Source organism: Vibrio sp. 2096, from assembly GCF_033339595.1.
In the GTDB taxonomy this organism is placed as follows: Bacteria; Pseudomonadota; Gammaproteobacteria; order Enterobacterales; family Vibrionaceae; genus Vibrio; species Vibrio alginolyticus.
The window spans coordinates 145,544-162,488 of record NZ_JAWOUX010000008.1; the positions used below are offsets into that span (position 1 = coordinate 145,544).

The 16,945-nt window shown below is 43.3% G+C and carries 16 protein-coding genes and 1 other RNA gene; 11 read left to right on the forward strand and 6 right to left on the reverse strand.

Features of this window, described 5'->3' with window-relative positions:
- Positions 1–40 precede the first annotated feature (40 nt).
- The 3 genes from recN (at position 41) to bamE (ending at position 2,811) form a co-directional block, all read left to right on the forward strand.
- Entirely contained in the window at positions 41–1,705 is a 1,665-nt protein-coding gene (recN, locus tag R7Q41_RS16155; RefSeq protein WP_005383750.1) for a DNA repair protein RecN, read from the forward strand.
- A 21-nt stretch (positions 1,706–1,726) separates the two neighbouring features.
- On the forward strand, positions 1,727–2,209 hold the full coding sequence (locus tag R7Q41_RS16160) for a GNAT family N-acetyltransferase (protein WP_318144580.1): 483 nt from the start codon (positions 1,727–1,729) through the stop codon (positions 2,207–2,209).
- A gap of 242 nt (positions 2,210–2,451) precedes the next feature.
- Positions 2,452–2,811 (forward strand): outer membrane protein assembly factor BamE, encoded by a 360-nt coding sequence (bamE, locus tag R7Q41_RS16165; protein ID WP_017820585.1) that lies wholly within the window; start codon positions 2,452–2,454, stop codon positions 2,809–2,811.
- Between the two features lie 101 nt (positions 2,812–2,912).
- Here the strand turns inward: bamE and R7Q41_RS16170 are convergent, their stop codons facing one another.
- Positions 2,913–3,272: an RnfH family protein gene (locus R7Q41_RS16170; protein ID WP_005381640.1), complete on the reverse strand. Its 360-nt coding sequence runs from the start codon at positions 3,270–3,272 to the stop codon at positions 2,913–2,915.
- Positions 3,262–3,705 carry an SRPBCC family protein gene (locus R7Q41_RS16175; RefSeq protein ID WP_005381641.1) on the reverse strand — a complete coding sequence of 148 codons (444 nt, stop codon included), beginning with the start codon at positions 3,703–3,705 and terminating at the stop codon, positions 3,262–3,264. Before R7Q41_RS16175 ends, R7Q41_RS16170 begins: the two co-directional genes overlap by 11 nt.
- A 119-nt stretch (positions 3,706–3,824) precedes the next feature.
- Between R7Q41_RS16175 and smpB the strand changes: the two genes are divergently transcribed.
- The 4 genes from smpB to R7Q41_RS16195 all read left to right on the forward strand — a co-directional run bounded on the left by smpB (position 3,825) and on the right by R7Q41_RS16195 (position 7,260).
- Positions 3,825–4,310, forward strand: a complete 486-nt coding sequence (smpB, locus tag R7Q41_RS16180; RefSeq protein WP_005381642.1) for an SsrA-binding protein SmpB — start codon at positions 3,825–3,827, stop codon at positions 4,308–4,310.
- A gap of 66 nt (positions 4,311–4,376) precedes the next feature.
- Positions 4,377–4,744: a transfer-messenger RNA gene (gene ssrA / locus R7Q41_RS16185) on the forward strand.
- Between the two features lie 821 nt (positions 4,745–5,565).
- The gene (locus tag R7Q41_RS16190) at positions 5,566–6,117 is read left to right on the forward strand and encodes a DUF6795 domain-containing protein (protein ID WP_017820578.1); all 552 of its coding nucleotides are present in this window, start codon (positions 5,566–5,568) and stop codon (positions 6,115–6,117) included.
- A 3-nt stretch (positions 6,118–6,120) separates the two neighbouring features.
- Complete coding sequence (locus R7Q41_RS16195; protein WP_005383744.1) at positions 6,121–7,260, forward strand: lipase family protein; 1,140 nt, start codon at positions 6,121–6,123, stop codon at positions 7,258–7,260.
- Between the two features lie 121 nt (positions 7,261–7,381).
- Here the strand turns inward: R7Q41_RS16195 and R7Q41_RS16200 are convergent, their stop codons facing one another.
- Positions 7,382–7,945, reverse strand: coding sequence for a porin family protein (locus tag R7Q41_RS16200; protein ID WP_138940408.1), 564 nt, complete (start codon positions 7,943–7,945; stop codon positions 7,382–7,384).
- Between the two features lie 398 nt (positions 7,946–8,343).
- On the opposite strand from R7Q41_RS16200, the gene R7Q41_RS16205 reads away from it, so the two are divergent.
- From R7Q41_RS16205 to R7Q41_RS16220, 4 genes are all read left to right on the forward strand, one after another.
- Positions 8,344–9,225, forward strand: a complete 882-nt coding sequence (locus tag R7Q41_RS16205; RefSeq protein ID WP_226083927.1) for a LysR family transcriptional regulator — start codon at positions 8,344–8,346, stop codon at positions 9,223–9,225.
- A gap of 120 nt (positions 9,226–9,345) precedes the next feature.
- Entirely contained in the window at positions 9,346–10,881 is a 1,536-nt protein-coding gene (locus tag R7Q41_RS16210; RefSeq protein ID WP_104978836.1) for a bifunctional GNAT family N-acetyltransferase/carbon-nitrogen hydrolase family protein, read from the forward strand.
- Between the two features lie 204 nt (positions 10,882–11,085).
- Positions 11,086–11,673, forward strand: a complete 588-nt coding sequence (locus R7Q41_RS16215; RefSeq protein ID WP_226083973.1) for a DedA family protein — start codon at positions 11,086–11,088, stop codon at positions 11,671–11,673.
- A gap of 180 nt (positions 11,674–11,853) precedes the next feature.
- Positions 11,854–13,221, forward strand: a complete 1,368-nt coding sequence (locus R7Q41_RS16220) for a Na+/H+ antiporter NhaC family protein (protein WP_262668171.1) — start codon at positions 11,854–11,856, stop codon at positions 13,219–13,221.
- Between the two features lie 74 nt (positions 13,222–13,295).
- On the opposite strand, the gene R7Q41_RS16225 is transcribed toward R7Q41_RS16220, so the two are convergent.
- From R7Q41_RS16225 to R7Q41_RS16235, 3 genes are all read right to left on the reverse strand, one after another.
- Complete coding sequence (locus tag R7Q41_RS16225; RefSeq protein WP_053302975.1) at positions 13,296–14,135, reverse strand: 3-keto-5-aminohexanoate cleavage protein; 840 nt, start codon at positions 14,133–14,135, stop codon at positions 13,296–13,298.
- Positions 14,126–15,457, reverse strand: a complete 1,332-nt coding sequence (locus tag R7Q41_RS16230) for an aspartate aminotransferase family protein (protein WP_318109027.1) — start codon at positions 15,455–15,457, stop codon at positions 14,126–14,128. The genes R7Q41_RS16225 and R7Q41_RS16230 overlap by 10 nt, the downstream gene beginning before the upstream one ends.
- A gap of 207 nt (positions 15,458–15,664) precedes the next feature.
- Positions 15,665–16,933: an O-acetylhomoserine aminocarboxypropyltransferase/cysteine synthase family protein gene (locus R7Q41_RS16235; protein ID WP_005381677.1), complete on the reverse strand. Its 1,269-nt coding sequence runs from the start codon at positions 16,931–16,933 to the stop codon at positions 15,665–15,667.
- Between the last annotated feature and the right edge of the window lie 12 nt (positions 16,934–16,945).

Below are 16,945 nucleotides of genomic sequence, written 5' to 3' on the forward strand. Positions count from 1 at the left end.
TTCTCTTATACAGTATTGTTCAGTTATACAGGTAAATAAAATGCTGGCTCATCTAAGTGTTAATAATTTTGCGATTGTTAAGTCTTTACAACTCGAGCTTTCTAAGGGCATGACCACCATTACAGGTGAAACAGGCGCGGGTAAATCCATTGCTATCGATGCTTTAGGGCTCTGCTTAGGCGGACGAGCCGATGCCGGCATGGTGCGACAAGGTGAAGAGAAAACCGAAGTTAGCGCCGCTTTTTTATTGGACAACAACTTACATGCAACACGTTGGTTAGAAGATAACGATCTGCTAGATGGCAGTGAGTGTATTTTGCGTCGTATTATCACAAAAGAAGGCCGCTCAAGAGCCTTCATTAATGGCAGCCCTGTTCCACTATCACAACTCAAATCTCTAGGGCAGCTACTTATCAATATCCATGGGCAGCACGCTCATCATCAATTGATGAAAAGTGAGCACCAAATGGCCATGCTCGACCAATATGCTGGGCATTTAAACCTACTAAAAAGCACACGAAGTGCTTACCAGCATTGGCGTCAGGCGGATAATAACCTCAAGCAGCTAAAAGAAAATAGCCAGCAAAACCAGGCGCAAAAACAGTTGCTTGAATACCAAATCAAAGAACTGAATGAGTTATCGCTAGGTGAAGAAGAATTTGCAGAGCTCGAGCAAGAGCATAAACGACTATCCAACAGTGGTGAACTCGCCACTACCTGTCAGCAAGCCATCGAACTTATTTACGAAGGTGAAGAAGTCAATGCGCTTGGTATTTTGCAATCGGCCAATCACTCCCTAATTCAATTAGCCGAATTAGATGAAAAGCTATCTGAGCTACCTAACATGCTGTCAGAAGCGATGATTCAACTTGAAGAAACGAAGAATGAATTACGCAGCTACTTAGATGGCATCGATGTTGATCCTGCTCGTATGGCTTATGTAGAAGAACGTTTTTCTAAAGTGATGTCTGTAGCTCGTAAACACCACGTAATGCCAGAAGAACTATACCAACATCATCAAGATCTTCTGGCCCAAGTAGAAGCGTTAGATTGCTCCGATGAACGTTTAGATGAGCTTGCTCAAGAAGTAGAACACAAGTACCAAAGCTTTCTAACACAAGCAGAAAAACTGCACAAATCACGCAGCCGTTACGCAAAAGAACTGAACAAACTGATCACACAAAGCATGCACGAATTGAGCATGGAGAAAGCAGTATTCAGTATCGAAGTTAGCAATGACAACACGCACCCATCGCCGCTTGGCATGGACAGCGTGTGCTTCTTAGTATCGACCAACCCGGGACAACCATTGCAACCTATAGCAAAAGTTGCGTCAGGCGGTGAGCTATCACGTATCTCTCTAGCGATCCAAGTGATCACCGCTCAGAAAGTAGATACACCAAGTTTAATCTTCGATGAAGTGGATGTAGGTATTAGTGGCCCAACAGCTGCCGTAGTGGGCAAAATGCTACGCAAGCTTGGCGAATCTACTCAAGTATTGTGTGTCACTCACCTCCCTCAAGTTGCCGGATGCGGCCATCAACAAATGTTTGTTGCTAAGCAAACCAAAGCAGGCCAAACCGAAACCCAAATGCACGCATTAGATGAACAACAACGTGTGGCAGAATTAGCTCGCTTACTTGGTGGTAGTCAAATAACCGACTCAACGTTGGCAAACGCAAAAGAACTGCTTATCGCCGCTTAATAAATCGACAAGGGATGAGATATGGATATCAGAGCAATACACAAAACCAACTGCTTAGATCTCATCCCTATTTTTATTGAGTTAGAACATTACTACTTCAAAGAAAAAGCTTCATCAAAACACGATCTGGTCCATTATCTAAAGAGCCAAGTCTTCTCTGAACATTCTGGTGTTAATATCATTGCGGTTTACGATAATGATGACGTCGTAGGCTTTGCATCTTATACCGTCATGTTCCCTGCCCCAAAACTCTCAGGGCAGATGTACTTAAAAGATCTGTTCGTATCTTCGAAGGTTCGAGGAAAAGGGGTTGGTCTCAAGTTAATGAAGTATCTGGCATCTTTGGCGATCAAGTGTGGATGCCAAAGGTTGGACTGGACAGCTGAAAGTAGTAACCCTACCGCAGGTCAGTTTTACCGCTCAATTGGTGCAACACTAATTCATGAAAAAGAGTATTATCGTTTTTCAGGTGATACATTACGCGAATTCGCCAAAACCGACTAACGAGTCACTAGGCTTGGCTCACCGCTGAAAGCGTCCATCACCCTACCTCCGATTGAAATGTGCTCTTCGTCACCTAACTAATACGTCATGTGGTGACATTTACCGCCTAATATCGGTGAATAAATGCAACTCAACTCAAAATTCGTTGTCAGATTGTCTACCATACGACGCATAGCTTTTTACATCTGCGTCGAGCTTGTTTATTATCAGCGCAGTATTTTAAAGGTTACTAAGAAATTATTATGCAATTAAAGAAGTGGTTAGTTGCCGTACCATTAGCAATGACATTGCTGACAGGATGTTCGGTATTGGAAAGACTGGTTTATCGTATTGATATCAACCAAGGCAACTATGTAGAACAAAGTGCGGTTGATAAATTAAAGTTTGGGATGACTAAAGCACAGGTTCGCTTCGTATTAGGGTCGCCAATGCTTATTGAAAACGGCTATCCAAACACTTGGTATTACATCTATCATCATACTCCTGGCCATGGCGAACCAGTACAGAAAGATCTGATTGTAAACTTTAATGACCAAGGCACACTCGCAGACATCAGTGGTGACTTTCCAAAAAGTGACGCATTTTACGAGCAAATTCAGTAAACTGACTTTTGCAAAAAAACCTCCCGTTTGGGAGGTTTTTTATTATATAGAAATCACGTTAGTCAAACTTTGAGTAACTCACATGAGCTATTGGGTTTATATTAATCCTGCTTATTTTTACGTACAGAACTAGGCTTGCCACCGGTGACTGGGTCTGCACTTCCCTCGGCTTTAGCCTGCTCCGCCCTTTTACGGCGAATCTCTTTCGGATCGGCGAGTAACGGACGATAAATCTCTATTCGGTCTCGATCTCGAACGGTCGCATCCAACTTCACGTTACGACTAAACACACCCACTTTGTTCTTGGACAAATCAATTTCAGGGTACAACTCCAATACACCGGATTGTCGAATGATCTCTTCTACCGTTGCGTGATTATTTACCACTAAGTTAAATACACGCTGTTCATGAGGAAGAGCATAGACAACCTCAACGTGAATCATATCTGACTCAATACTCATAACACTCGTAGACCTGTTTTGCGCGTTTAGTAAATGCATTTACCATATTACTAGTAAGCTCGTTAAAAATCTTACCGAAGGCCATCTCAATCATTTTACTTGAGAATTCAAACTCAAGCTTTAGTTCAACCTTGCAAGCTTGCTCATCTAGCGCGGTAAAAATCCAACCACCACGCAACGTCTTAAACGGGCCATCCACCAAGTTCATCATAATTGCCTGACCTGGGATCAACTCATTTGAAGTCGTAAACGTTTTGCTGATTCCAGCCTTCGCCACATCGACAGAAGCCACCATACCATTCCCCGAAGACTCAATGATTCTAGAGCCCGAGCAACCAGGCAGAAATTCAGGGTATTTAGCAACATCATTAACCAGATTGAACATCTGTTCGGCGCTAAAAGACACAAGCGCAGAACGGCTGACTTGCTTCATACATACTCCTATCGATACATGTACAGATTTAAAGCTACTCGCCAATTTTACTTTTATTCCACGATTGCGCAAATAAAAGGATTTCCTATCCGATATCCAACCCGTATAATGACGCTATTATGGCAAAGAAAAAAACGAAACAAAAAGCGGGTAGCAATACTATCGCGCTGAATAAAAAAGCTCGCCACGAGTATTTCATCGATGATGAAATCGAAGCTGGCTTGGAGCTCCAAGGTTGGGAAGTGAAAGCCCTTCGCCAAGGTAAAGCCAATATTTCTGAAAGTTACGTATTTATGCGTGACGGTGAAGCCTTTGTGAGTGGCATGACAATCACTCCTTTAAATCAGGCATCGACACACGTTGTGGCGAATCCTACACGTGTGCGTAAACTACTAATGAGTCGTCGTGAGCTGGATAATCTATTCGGACGTGTAAACCGTGAAGGTATGACATTAACGGCCCTCTCACTGTACTGGTCTCGCTCTTGGGTGAAACTAAAAATTGGCGTAGCAAAAGGTAAAAAGCTGCACGATAAACGTACGGATCTAAAAGAAAAAGACTGGGCAAGAGAAAAAGCACGCGTAATGAAGAGCGCGCTGCGTTAATCTTGACCACTTAAACGCATAGTACTGGACAGCCAATGCTTTTCTGTTACTATGCGAATATTACCTGGGGCTGATTTAGGATTCGACGGGAATTCAGAAGTCTGAGGTGCATGCCGAGGTGCGGTAGGCCTCGTTAACAAACCGCAAAAAAATAGTCGCAAACGACGAAAACTACGCACTAGCAGCTTAATAACCTGCTAAGAGCTCTCTCGCCCTAGCTTCCGCACGTAAGACGGGGATCAACGAGGGATCAAACCCAAACGCGCTAGCCCGGATTCTCCCGCCTGAGAGATGAACGGCGAATTTTAATTCAGGCTAGTCATTCATTAGCGTGTCGGTTCGCAGGTGGGTGGCGAAATTAAAGATCGACTAAGCATGTAGTACCAATGATGAACGGTTTTCGGACGCGGGTTCAACTCCCGCCAGCTCCACCAAACATTTGGAAAAGGCCACCCTCGGGTGGCCTTTTTTGTATCAACAACCCACTATCCACTATCCACATTGTCTTCTTTTCTCACGCACTCATGCTACCTGATAACTTTTCACGAGCATTACTGCATAACTCTGAACGTACGCCGATTTAAAAACTCGTTGAGTATTAAGTAACAGACGATACGCTCATAAATACACCACCAAAACTACACGGAAGTTCAGAAGAACTCATCCAAGGAAAAAAGTGTGTCTATATGTTCTTCGATTTAAAGTGTTCTAAGTTTTTGAGTTATCAACAACTACGAGTGCTAAATCTAAGTTATAGAATTATGATGGGTTAAAGTAGAACAATTTGGGTTTATCACTAACCATCAAAAGATACTAAATAAGCCTTTTCTTTTGCTCTTGGTTATCACAATTGGCGGAAAAATAAATTATCAAGTCAATCTAGCATTACGATGTAAAGCAATAAAAATACCTCTTGACAAAGCGAATAATTAACTATTTTCAATACGATTTCATTGTCTGAAACCTAGTATTTATAGAGTTTTTATCATTCGGTAGCTCTCGTTTATTTTTCTTTCACATTACCTGATGAAAGCCTCAAAAATCCAATACAATATAACTACCTAAGATTAGCGCAGACTGAGTGTTCCAGATTTAAACTTTATTAATGCTAATAAAAATCGGTCAAATAGATAAACATAAATCTAAAAATGTAATTTTCAAATTCACAAGTTACAGAGCAATGCAATATGAATCACATAGTTAAAATTAAATATTGTAAAAACACACAATACATATAGATTTATAGATTTTTAAAATGAAAAAAGTCGATGTGAGAAATTACTTATTTGGATTTATTACAATCATATTGTTGAGCATTAATATGAGTTTTGGAGAGAGTATATTGAATAACGATAAAGTTAACCAATACACACCACAAATCAATGGTGTGATAACAAAAAAAGGGAAGCCGATTAATAACCAAAAGGTTAGTCTTAATATTGGTTTAAGCGCTTCAGGAAAATCAATAGACTTATCAACATTTACTGACAGCAATGGTCGGTTTGAATTTTCTCCTGTGTATGAGAACAAAGAGAGCGTTAAGATCCCGCTTATTGAACATTATGTAACTATTGTTTTAACCACAGAACTAGATATTGATGAAAGCGTTATTATTTGGGAAGGTTCGTTCGATGGCTATGAAATAGAGGATTACGTAAAAAACAATATGGCTAATCTAGTCTGTGATGCAGCAAACCCTCTTAAGTACTTTGCTTTTTCAATTGATGATGACGAAAACGATGACTACTACGTAAATAGTCAATGTGATTTATTTGGATATATTGACTCTGACTTATATGGAAATTAAAGAATGCAATCACTCTCACCAAAACTATCATCTAGAATCGCAGAAATTCCCTATTCTGTATTCGCAACTAATGTTCGTAACGTTAGTGGTTATATAGCAAAGTTTTTTACATTTGATCTAAGGAATGATGTCAAAAAAGGAACGACAAGTGGCTTTATGGGATTTGGTGGAATGACATCAGATTTTGTAGCGATAGGTCGAGGTAAGGGCGAGTTTGCCGATACTTTGGTATTTTCCTTCCGTGGCACTCAAGTAAACATCGGCGACATTATGACCGATGGAAACATTGGGATATCAGGTACCTCATCCGGTTACAGGGTACATGCAGGTTTTGTAAATCTCTTCAATACGATAAAGCCACAACTTGCAGCATACATCGCTGGTTATTCGAAAAAGAACATGAAAGCACCGAAGGCAATACACTGTGTAGGTCATAGTTTAGGTGGTGCTCTTGCTTCATTAGCGGCAGATTGGGTGAAGAGTCAGTACGGCTATAGCGTACACCTATATACTTTTGGCGCACCAAAAGTTGGCTTTAAACCATACGCAAGAAGGGAGTTAGATTCTTCCTATCGCTGCACTCATGGCGCAGATCCAGTTCCTATGTCTCCTCTTTGGCCATTTACTCACGGTGGTATTGAGTATCGGCTAGATGGAAGTTCTGGCATCTACTTCTGCGCTCATGGACTAGGAAAAAAATCTGTTCCGGGTTATGTCAATACCGCTACAAGTAATGAGTGGTCGGCACTACAACCCAAATCTCAAGCTTACCTAGAACGCAACGTATTTCTTGACTTCAACAATAGATATAATGCTCGGATGACTGATGGTTGGGTAAGTAAAATAGTCTCTTCAATTTTGACCTTATTAAGAATTTCAGGTCTGGGTCATATAATACAACAAATAGCAACTGTAGGCCTTACTGCTTGGGATCAACTAGCTAAAGCTATGGCGTACATCTCAAAACTAAAAAATGAGTATACAGAACACGTTCGCGGTATTTTAGGTCACATGAATGTAATGTCAGGTAGCGCAGCGATCGACCTATCGAGTATTACTTATAGAGTGATAAAACTTTGTTTTTCGAGACTAGTAAGAAGGTTAGATAGTCATGTTAGAAATGCTCTAAATATAGTAGAGTGACAGTAAAAGGCACGAACAATTATTCTAAAAAACGCTCTATTATCCTCAACTAGATTGAGTTCAGAAAAAGCGAAGCTATTTAGGCTTCGCTTTTTATTAGGGCTTAGAGTTGTTAACAATATTAAAATCTATATTCCACACCTAGTGATGCTTGGTTAAAGTCTGTTTCCGTGTTTGCACCGTTCGCGACATTCTCCGCATTGAGTTCTACGTCGTACCACATATATTCTGCGTTAACTAAGAAGTTATCAGTAACTTTAAAACCGACACCAGCACCAGCGAATACACCTTCATCATCTTTGTTGCCTTGGAAGCCCGCAACGTTGTAATCCGTCGAGTACCACATTTGACCGCCTTTTGCGTAAAGGTCGACACGATCAGCAATGGGAGCGGTAACTTTTATAGCCGCTGTATAGCCGTCTGTTTCGGCATTTGCTAGGTTATTACCATAGCTACCGAAATCAATGTAACCACCTTCCAACGCTAAGTAAGGATTAAAACGGTAACCAACTAAACCTTGAATAACATCGCTGTCATCATCAAAGTCATCTTGTCCATCAACTTTTAAGTAACCGTAGTTGGCGCCAACATATACACCATGATCGTTGGAGTCCGCAGCATGTGATAAAGTACTAAACGTTGCTAAAGAAAAAAGGCTAATCAAAGTAACAACATTGCTTTTCATTTCGTTCTCCTAATATAAGTTCCATTGAAGGTTCGAATAGTAAAGAGCAAATGCAATGCCAACTTTAAATTAATGAAAAATATATTTAATTTTATAGAATACTGACAATCCTCTAAAGATCGCCGAACAAAAATAGAAAAAAAGAGCTGTCTGTTTACTTTATATAAACAATACTAAATTGGGGTTAATCGCTGATGTGAAAAAGATTCTTGTTAATTTGTAGATTTTTCAAAGAAATTAAATAAACATCTAAAATACTCTTGTAGATTAATCCGTCAAAAAACGCTTAGCTAGTTTTTATAAGAAAGGAAGCTAATCACACATACGTTGCATCTTACTTTGCTTCAAGCCGTGAATATTCTACTCTTTGCCTAAGCAGAGTTTAATGGAACAGAAGTATGTTAAAAGGCAGTGAATACCCTTCTATTCGAGCATTAAGGACGTTTGTCGCGGTCTCTAATTACCTCAGTTTCTCTAAAGCAGCGGATGCCCTATGTATTACGCAAAGCGCAGTAAGCAAACAAATCGCATCGCTGGAGCAATTGGTGGGTTTACCTTTAATACAAAGAGGGGCGAGTGGTATTGAGTTAACCGAAGAGGGCAAGCGTTATCTGCCGCAAGTCACAGAAGCTTTGGAGCTTATTCAGCATGCAACTGCCAACTTAATCCAGTCAGATTCAAAGCAAGAATTACTCACCGTGGACGTAACCCCTTCTTTTGCCAGCCTTTGGTTGATACCTAATATTGATGACTTCCACCAGCAACATCCTAACATCCGAGTAAGAGTCTGTACCGGGGATGGGAACGTCAAAGATTCGAGCAACGAAAGTGACTTACATATTCGCTGCCTTCCATTATCCACACATTATGAATACAGCAACTTACTGTGCGAAGAAACATTGTTATTAGTCGGTTGCACAAATGCTCCTGCAATTGAGAGTGTGCACGCTGTTAGCAATTATCCTTTTATACCTCAAATCACTCGCCCTCAGCTATGGGAGCAATTTAAAGCTGTCTACACTGTAGAATCTCCCGTTACCTATCAACCTGTAGGCGTCGAACATTTTTACCTAGCTTGCGAAGCTGTCAGAATGGGAAAAGGGCTCGCCTTGCTTCCCGATTTTATGGCGCAGTATTCGATTTTAAGAGGGGACATTCAGCATGTTCTCAACCTCTCTTTACAGAGCGGTTATGGTTATTACGTGATGATTCCAAATTATCGACTTTCAGCTAAAAAAGTAGTGGCATTTCACGAATGGCTGAAGAGCAAGCTAAGTTAATGTTGTTTCTTTAAACTCGTTTAGGTAAACCAAAACAACTCAAAGACTTCGGTATCTGTCTGCTCAAATTTATGGCATTCTCATCCATACTATTTAAAAAGGATAAATGGATAGTAGGATATGGACAGCAACACGCCAAGACTCTCTTTACGCACCATTGAGCCGACCGATTACCCAGAGCTCGCGGAATTAATGGACCTTGTTTTTCCTGATGTTGGTGGCTCATGGCCACGCCTGACCATCATGGATCTTATTCATCAGTTTCCTGATGGACAAATCTGTATTGAGGATAACGGAAAAATTGTCGGCGCAGCGCTAACAATCAAAGTGGACTACAACCGATTTTCACTTCCTCACCTGTACACCGACATCATCACCGAGAACAACGTCATCCAAAACCAAGTGACCGGTGACGCCATGTATGGTCTCGATGTATTTGTCCACCCGGACTATCGAGGGCTACGTTTAGGTCGACGTTTGTATGATGCGCGTAAAGAGCTTTGCCGTAGTAAGAACTTCAAAGCAATTTTAGCCGGTGGTCGCATTCCTAATTACCACCAATACGCAGATGAACTGAGCGTTGCAGAGTACATCGACAAAATAAAACGCCGTGAGCTTCACGATCCTATTTTGTCTTTTCAGCTTGCAAACGACTTCGATGTAAAACGTATTATGCGCGGTTACTTGCCAGAGGATAGTGCTTCTAAAGGCTACGCAACTCTGCTGGAGTGGGATAACTTCTTCTACGAAGAGGATATTCAATCCGTACATGATGTAGAAAAAACGCTGATTCGTATTGGTGTTGTGCAGTGGCAAATGCGCGCCATGAATGACTTAGAGGACTTGCTCGATCAGGCTGAGTTCTTCATTTCTTCTCTTGCGAACTACAAAGCCGATTTCGCCCTATTCCCTGAATTCTTTAACGCGCCGCTGATGGGCTTGCAAAACGACCAAAATTCCGTCGAAGCAATTCGCTTTTTGGCTAGCTTTACAGAAGAGATCAAAAACCGCTTCTCGCAGATGGCAGTCACCTACAACATCAACATTATTGCTGGCAGTATGCCCGTCATCGAAGATGGCAAGTTGTATAATGTGGCCTACTTACTGCAACGAGATGGTGAAATAAACGCTCAATATAAGATTCACATCACGCCCCATGAGCAAAAAGACTGGGTGATCGACGGTGGTGACAATGTTCAGGTGTTCGAAACCGATGCAGGCAAAGTCGGCATACTGATTTGTTATGACAGCGAGTTCCCAGAGTTGGGAAGAATGCTCGCCGAGCAAGGCGCACAAATTGTGTTCGTTCCTTTCTGGACAGACACAAAAAATGGCTACCAACGAGTACGAATCTGTTCCCAATCACGAGCCATCGAAAACGAATGCTACGTTGCAATTGGGGGCAGTGTCGGCAACTTACCTCGTGTTGATAATGTCGATATCCAGTACGCACAATCTGCCGTATTCTCACCGTCGGATATCTATTTCCCACACGATGCGACCTTGACAGAAGCAAGCGCCAACACCGAAATGATAATCTTCGCTGATGTTGATTTGACTAAGTTGAAACAGCTTAATACCGAAGGCTCTGTCACCAACTTACGTCATCGCCGCCTTGATTTGTATGGCGCATTCACCAAAGCCAAAGAGTCATAAGGATCTCCCTAGTTCGCCGCTACCAAAGAGCGTGGCGGCGAGTAAAGCCAGCTGCAGGTTGATTCTGCGCAATTATCAGAGGCATGTCAGTTTTTCTCAACGGTGAGAAACAAGAATTGACCCAATAGGACATTCGGAGTATCACTCCAACTTCGTTCCGCTTTTATTAGGGGAAAGCTTTTGGAACATATTAACGAACTTCTCATGTCAATGAAGCCTTTGCTTGAGCAATACGGCTACGTTGCGCTGATTGTCAGTATATTTCTAGAAGGGATAGGTATCCCGATGCCTGGTCAATCACTGATGATCGCGGCATCTTTGCTCTCGTCAGAACAAGTCATGAACCTAAGTATGGTAATGATGGTATCGTGGCTGAGCTGCTTTTTTGGTAATACCTGTGGCTACTTAATCGGTTATTACTTTGAGGGGTGGTTAGATAAAAAAGGCTACATTTCCAGCCCGAAGATGCAAACGCTTCAATTGACTATCCAGAAATACGGCCCTACGTGCTTGGTGGTCAGCCGCTTTATTGAAGGAATGAAGCAATTTATGCCTCTTGCATGCGGTATCGCGAAAATGCCACGTAGAGAGTTTTTGCTCGGTAACGCCCTCGCGGCGACGGTTTGGGTATTGGTATTCAGCTTGTTAACTCACTTTGCATTTGAACATTTAAGCGTGTTGAGCAACCTGTACACCGAATACAAATATCTGGTATGGGCATTTGCTGCTGTCTTATTTACGTGGATGGTTTTAGGTATTGTTAAACGCAAAAAAGCCAAATCAATGCAATAACGACAGTCTCTTCATTAGCGCATAACTAAAGCTCGTGGTATCAGTGAGATACGCAACACGAGCTTTTATCTTTTTCTTTACGTGCAAAATTTAAACAGCCATTTAGACGTCTAGACGTTGACAATGTAGAAATGTGATATTAGTCTGCTCTTCTCTCTTATCATTAACATTGTCGTTTACATGTCCGGTTCCCAACAAACTACTAAAACAGTTGCACCGTCTGCGGTCGCACTGATCCCATTAATTGTATTCCTTGCACTATTTATTGGCGTAGGCACTTACTTATCTTTGCAAGGCGTGGAATTTGCCTTCTACCAGCTGCCTGCACCCATCGCGGTATTACCAGCCATCATCATTGCGTTTCTTTTAAGTAAAGAGAAACTTAACCGCTCAATCGAACACTTCATGCGTGGTGTTGGCCACCCAGACATCATCGCAATGTGTATGATCTATCTGCTTGCAGGTGCCTTTGCTGCGGTAGCAAAAGCCTCTGGTGGTGTTGATGCAACAGTGAACCTTGGTTTATCCGCTATTCCAACCAGCATGATTTTACCGGGCATTTTTCTGATTTCTGCTTTTATCGCAACAGCAATGGGGACTTCGATGGGTACCATCGCAGCCGTTGCCCCCGTAGCGTTGGGGATTGCTGAATCAGCAGGAATGAGCTTACCGTTAACCGCAGGCGTTGTGCTGAGCGGCGCTATGTTTGGTGATAACCTTTCTATCATCTCTGACACCACCATCGCGGCGACACGCTCTCAAGGTTGTGAGATGAAAGACAAGTTTAAAGAGAACATTCGTATTGCTTTACCTGCGGCGTTGATCGCGATTGCAGTGTTCGCTTTCAACAGTACCGCGACTCAAGTGCCTGAAACTGGCGATATTGAGTGGCTAAAAGTCTTGCCGTACATCACTATTTTGATCCTAGCGGTATCTGGTGTGAATGTGTTTGTGGTTCTGTCGATTGGCATTCTTTTGGCTGGCGGCGTGAGCTTGGCATCGATTGACAATTACGGACTAACTAATCTAGCCCAAGACGTATACAAAGGCTTTGGTAACATGCAAGAGATCTTCTTGTTATCCATGCTGATTGGTGGTTTGAGTGAACTGATGCGCCGCCAAGGTGGCCTTGCTTTTCTAACAAATTTCGTTAGTAGCCTTATCCACGCGTTTGGCTCTAGTCACTCTAAGCATGCGAACAGTCGTGCAAGCGAGCTAGGTATTGCAGGTTTGGTATCAATGGTCAATGGCTGTACGGCAAACAACACCGTAGCCATCATTGTATCGGGCAGCGTTGCTCGCCAACTGGCGGAAGAGAATAATGTCTCTCCTCGCCGCTCAGCAAGCTTGTTAGACATTTTCTCATGCGTGGTGCAAGGCGTGTTGCCTTACGGTGCTCAAGTATTGCTGCTAGGTTCCGTGTTCAACCTCTCGCCACTTGAAGTAGTTGCCAATTCTTACTACTGTTTTGCATTAGCGATAGCGGCTATTGTCGCGGTGTTTATCAAACATCCCGCTCGTCAACCTGTAGCGCAAACTGAGAACTAACGACAAATACCGAAAAGGCTCCGATGGAGCCTTTTTACTTTCCTTTCTTCTTTTTTTCTTTTCCGCGAGCAGATTTACTTCAAAGCTGAACGCAAACTTTGCGCACTGTGTAAAGGAATCGCAAAGCGATGCGCCACATCGCGTAGAGCTTCCACCTGAGCCGCGTTACTGATTGCTAATTCGCCTGCCACATCGACGTGGTTATTCTCAAACCCCACTCTCACATCGAATCCAAGTAACATCGCACTCGCTAAACAGTCTTGCTCTCGCGCGCCAAAAGCACAAATGGCACATCGAATTTCTTCCTCGACAAAATGCGCCAAATTCAAACCTCGTAAATCCCATGGCGAAGACTGTTGAGCTTGGTGATAACGCCCTAACACCACTAATGCATGCTGATACGTTTTAGGTAACACGCCCGCATCACGCAGTTGGAAATAACGTTCAATGTCGGTTGCATCGTAGAGAATAATTTGGCTCACGATGTTGTTTTCTGCCACCCAATGGAAAAAGGCATACCCTTCTTTCTCACTTGCTCGATCAGGGATTAACTCCCTCAATGCGAAAGAAGCCGCTTCTGGTTTCACAGCTTTAACTAACGCCATCTGTTGTGGCGGAGAATACAAGCCCACCGCCTCTGTGGTGAGCTGTACCATCATGTTTTGTCCCACCGCTTCTTTCACGGCATAGTAAATTGCCATGTTGTCGTCGATGTCTAATGAATGACGTCCGTTGGCGTCTCTAGCATGTAAATGGATCATGGCAGCCCCTGCCGTTTGACAAGCGATAGCCTCTGCAACCAGTTCGTCTTTTGTCATGGGTAAGCTGGCGTGATCGTGCTTAGTTTTTCTTGCACCGTTTGGGGCCACGATAATAGCGATAGGCTCTCGTATACATCGATTTTCTAATTCCATTCCTTCGCTACCTCTTTTAGCGTTAATGAGAGTTTGCCAACTAGCTCATCAATATGGTGAGGCTGAATAATGAATGGCGGTGCAAGCAAGATATGGTGCCCATTAACGCCATCAATCGTTCCGCCCATTGGGTAGCACATTAAGCCATTTTCCATTGCTTGCTGTTTGATGCGTTTGTCTGCCAATGTGGCTTTACTCAGAGGCGCCTTGCTTTCTTTATCCGCCACCAGCTCAATGCCAAAAAATAAGCCTTTACCACGAATGTCGCCAATGTACGGTAAATGGGCCAATTCAGAAGTAAGCTCATTACGCAGCAAAGCACTTTGCTGATTCACCGCCGTTAATAAATCATCTTGGAAGATGGTTTGAATGGTTGCCACGGCAGCAGCGCACGCCACAGGGTGCGCCATAAAGGTATGGCCATGTTGGAAAAAACCGCTTCCACCGGCAATAGCTTGGTAGACTCGATCATTCGCAACCACCGCGCCAATAGGTTGATAACCCGCACCAAGCCCTTTAGCCATACACACCAGATCGGGCTCTGCCTCTTCTTGCTCAAATGCAAAAAAACTACCACTGCGTCCAACGCCACACATGACTTCATCCAAGATCAATAACACATCGTATTGGTCGCATATTTCGCGAATACGTTTGAAGTAACCTTGAGTCGCAGGCACAGCTCCAGCGGTGGCTCCCACAATGGGCTCAGCGACAAAAGCCATGACATTCTCAGCCCCCAACTCAAGAATTTTTGCCTCTAGTTCATTCGCCGCTCGCAATGAGTAATCCAATTCCGACTCATGACTCTGCTGACAACGATAAGCATAGCAAGGGGCAATGTGATGACTCGGATGCAAGATAGGTTTGAACGGTTCACGTCGCCATTCATTACCACCGACCGCCAGAGCTCCCAACGTATTGCCGTGATAACTTTGCTGACGCGCAATGAATTGCTTCTTCTCTGGCTTACCTGATTCCACAAAATACTGCCGCGCCATTTTTAGTGCCGACTCCACCGCTTCTGATCCTCCACTGACTAAATACACATGGTTGAACTGTTCAGGCATGTGCTGACAAATCAATTCTGCTAGGCGCTCACTGTTGTCACTAGTAAAAAATCCAGTATGAGCAAATGACACTCGCTCGATCTGTTCCAACATGGCTTTTTTAACGGCGTGATGACTGTGGCCAAGGTTTGATACCGCAGCACCACCACAAGCATCGAGATACTGCTTTCCATGCTTATCGAATAGATAAACACCTTCACCTCTATCGATGATTGGTAGCGTGGCATGGCAATGACGGTGAAATACGTAAGACATTTGAGTCCCTTCCAATGTGTAATACTTGCACACATCATCAGGAACAAACCCAAACGTGACAAGAGAATAAATCTCACCCTCTATGAGCTTTTGGAATGCCACAAACCAAAAACACCAAAACCCTTGATATTTAAACAATAAAATAAAAATAGGCCAGCTTTTTTAAAGGCTGGCCTATGGGTAACCCAAAGCTAAAAACAGAATCGTTTACGCGTTTAGTGCCTGTTCTAAATCGGCTAGAATATCGTCAATATGTTCAATACCCACCGATAAACGAATCATCTCTGGAGACACACCAGCTTGTTTTTGTTCTGCTTCGCTCAATTGACGATGAGTCGTCGATGCAGGATGACAAGCCAATGATTTTGCATCGCCAATGTTCACCAAACGCTTAAAGATTTTCAAAGCATCATAAAAACGCACACCAGCGTCATAACCATCTTTTAAACCAAACGACAAAATCGCAGAAGGCTTACCTTTCATGTATTTTTCGGCGAGATGGAAGTGTTCAGAACTTGGCAATCCGGCATAACTTACCCAACTGACTTTGTCATTCTGTTCCAAGAATTCAGCCACTTTGAGTGTGTTCTCGGTATGGCGCTCCATACGCAGCGGTAACGTTTCTAGCCCTTGCATAAGCATAAATGCATTCATCGGTGATAATGCGGCTCCGGTATTACGCAGTGGTACGGTACGCGCACGCCCGATAAATGCCGCCTCACCAAACGCTTCGGTATACACCACGCCGTGGTAAGAAGGTTCTGGTTGGTTGAAAACAGGAAAGCGGTCTTTGTGCTGTGCCCAAGGGAATTTACCGGAATCCACAATCACGCCACCTAATGTGGTGCCATGCCCACCAACGTATTTAGTGAGAGAGTGAACTACGATATCCGCACCGAACTCGATGGGTTTGCACAGCACTGGCGTCGCGACGGTGTTATCCACAATCACAGGTACGCCTTGTGCATGAGCAAGCTCCGCCACACGTTCTAAATCGATGATATTACCCGCAGGGTTCCCAATGCTCTCGCAGTACACCGCTTTGGTATTTTCATCAATTAACTCGGCCAAACTTTCTGGCTTGTCATCTTTAGCAAACTTCACCTGAATACCTTGATTTGGGAGCATGTGCGCAAACAAGGTATAAGTACCGCCATAAAGTTGCGGCGTAGAAACGATGTTATCGCCCGCTTGCGCTAACGTCAGAATCGCATAGTTAATCGCTGCACTCCCCGCACTCACGACCAATCCAGCAATGCCGCCTTCTAACGCCGCCATGCGTTTTTCCAGAACATCGTTAGTCGGATTCATGATGCGAGTGTAGATATTCCCCGGCACTTCCAAGTTAAACAGATCAGCGCCGTGCTGCGCGTTGTCAAACTCGTACGCGACTGTTTGATAAATCGGCGTCGCGACAGATTTAGTGGTAGGGTCAGTTTCGTAACCAAAATGGATGGATAGCGTTTCGTCTTTCATGTTCTTCCCTGT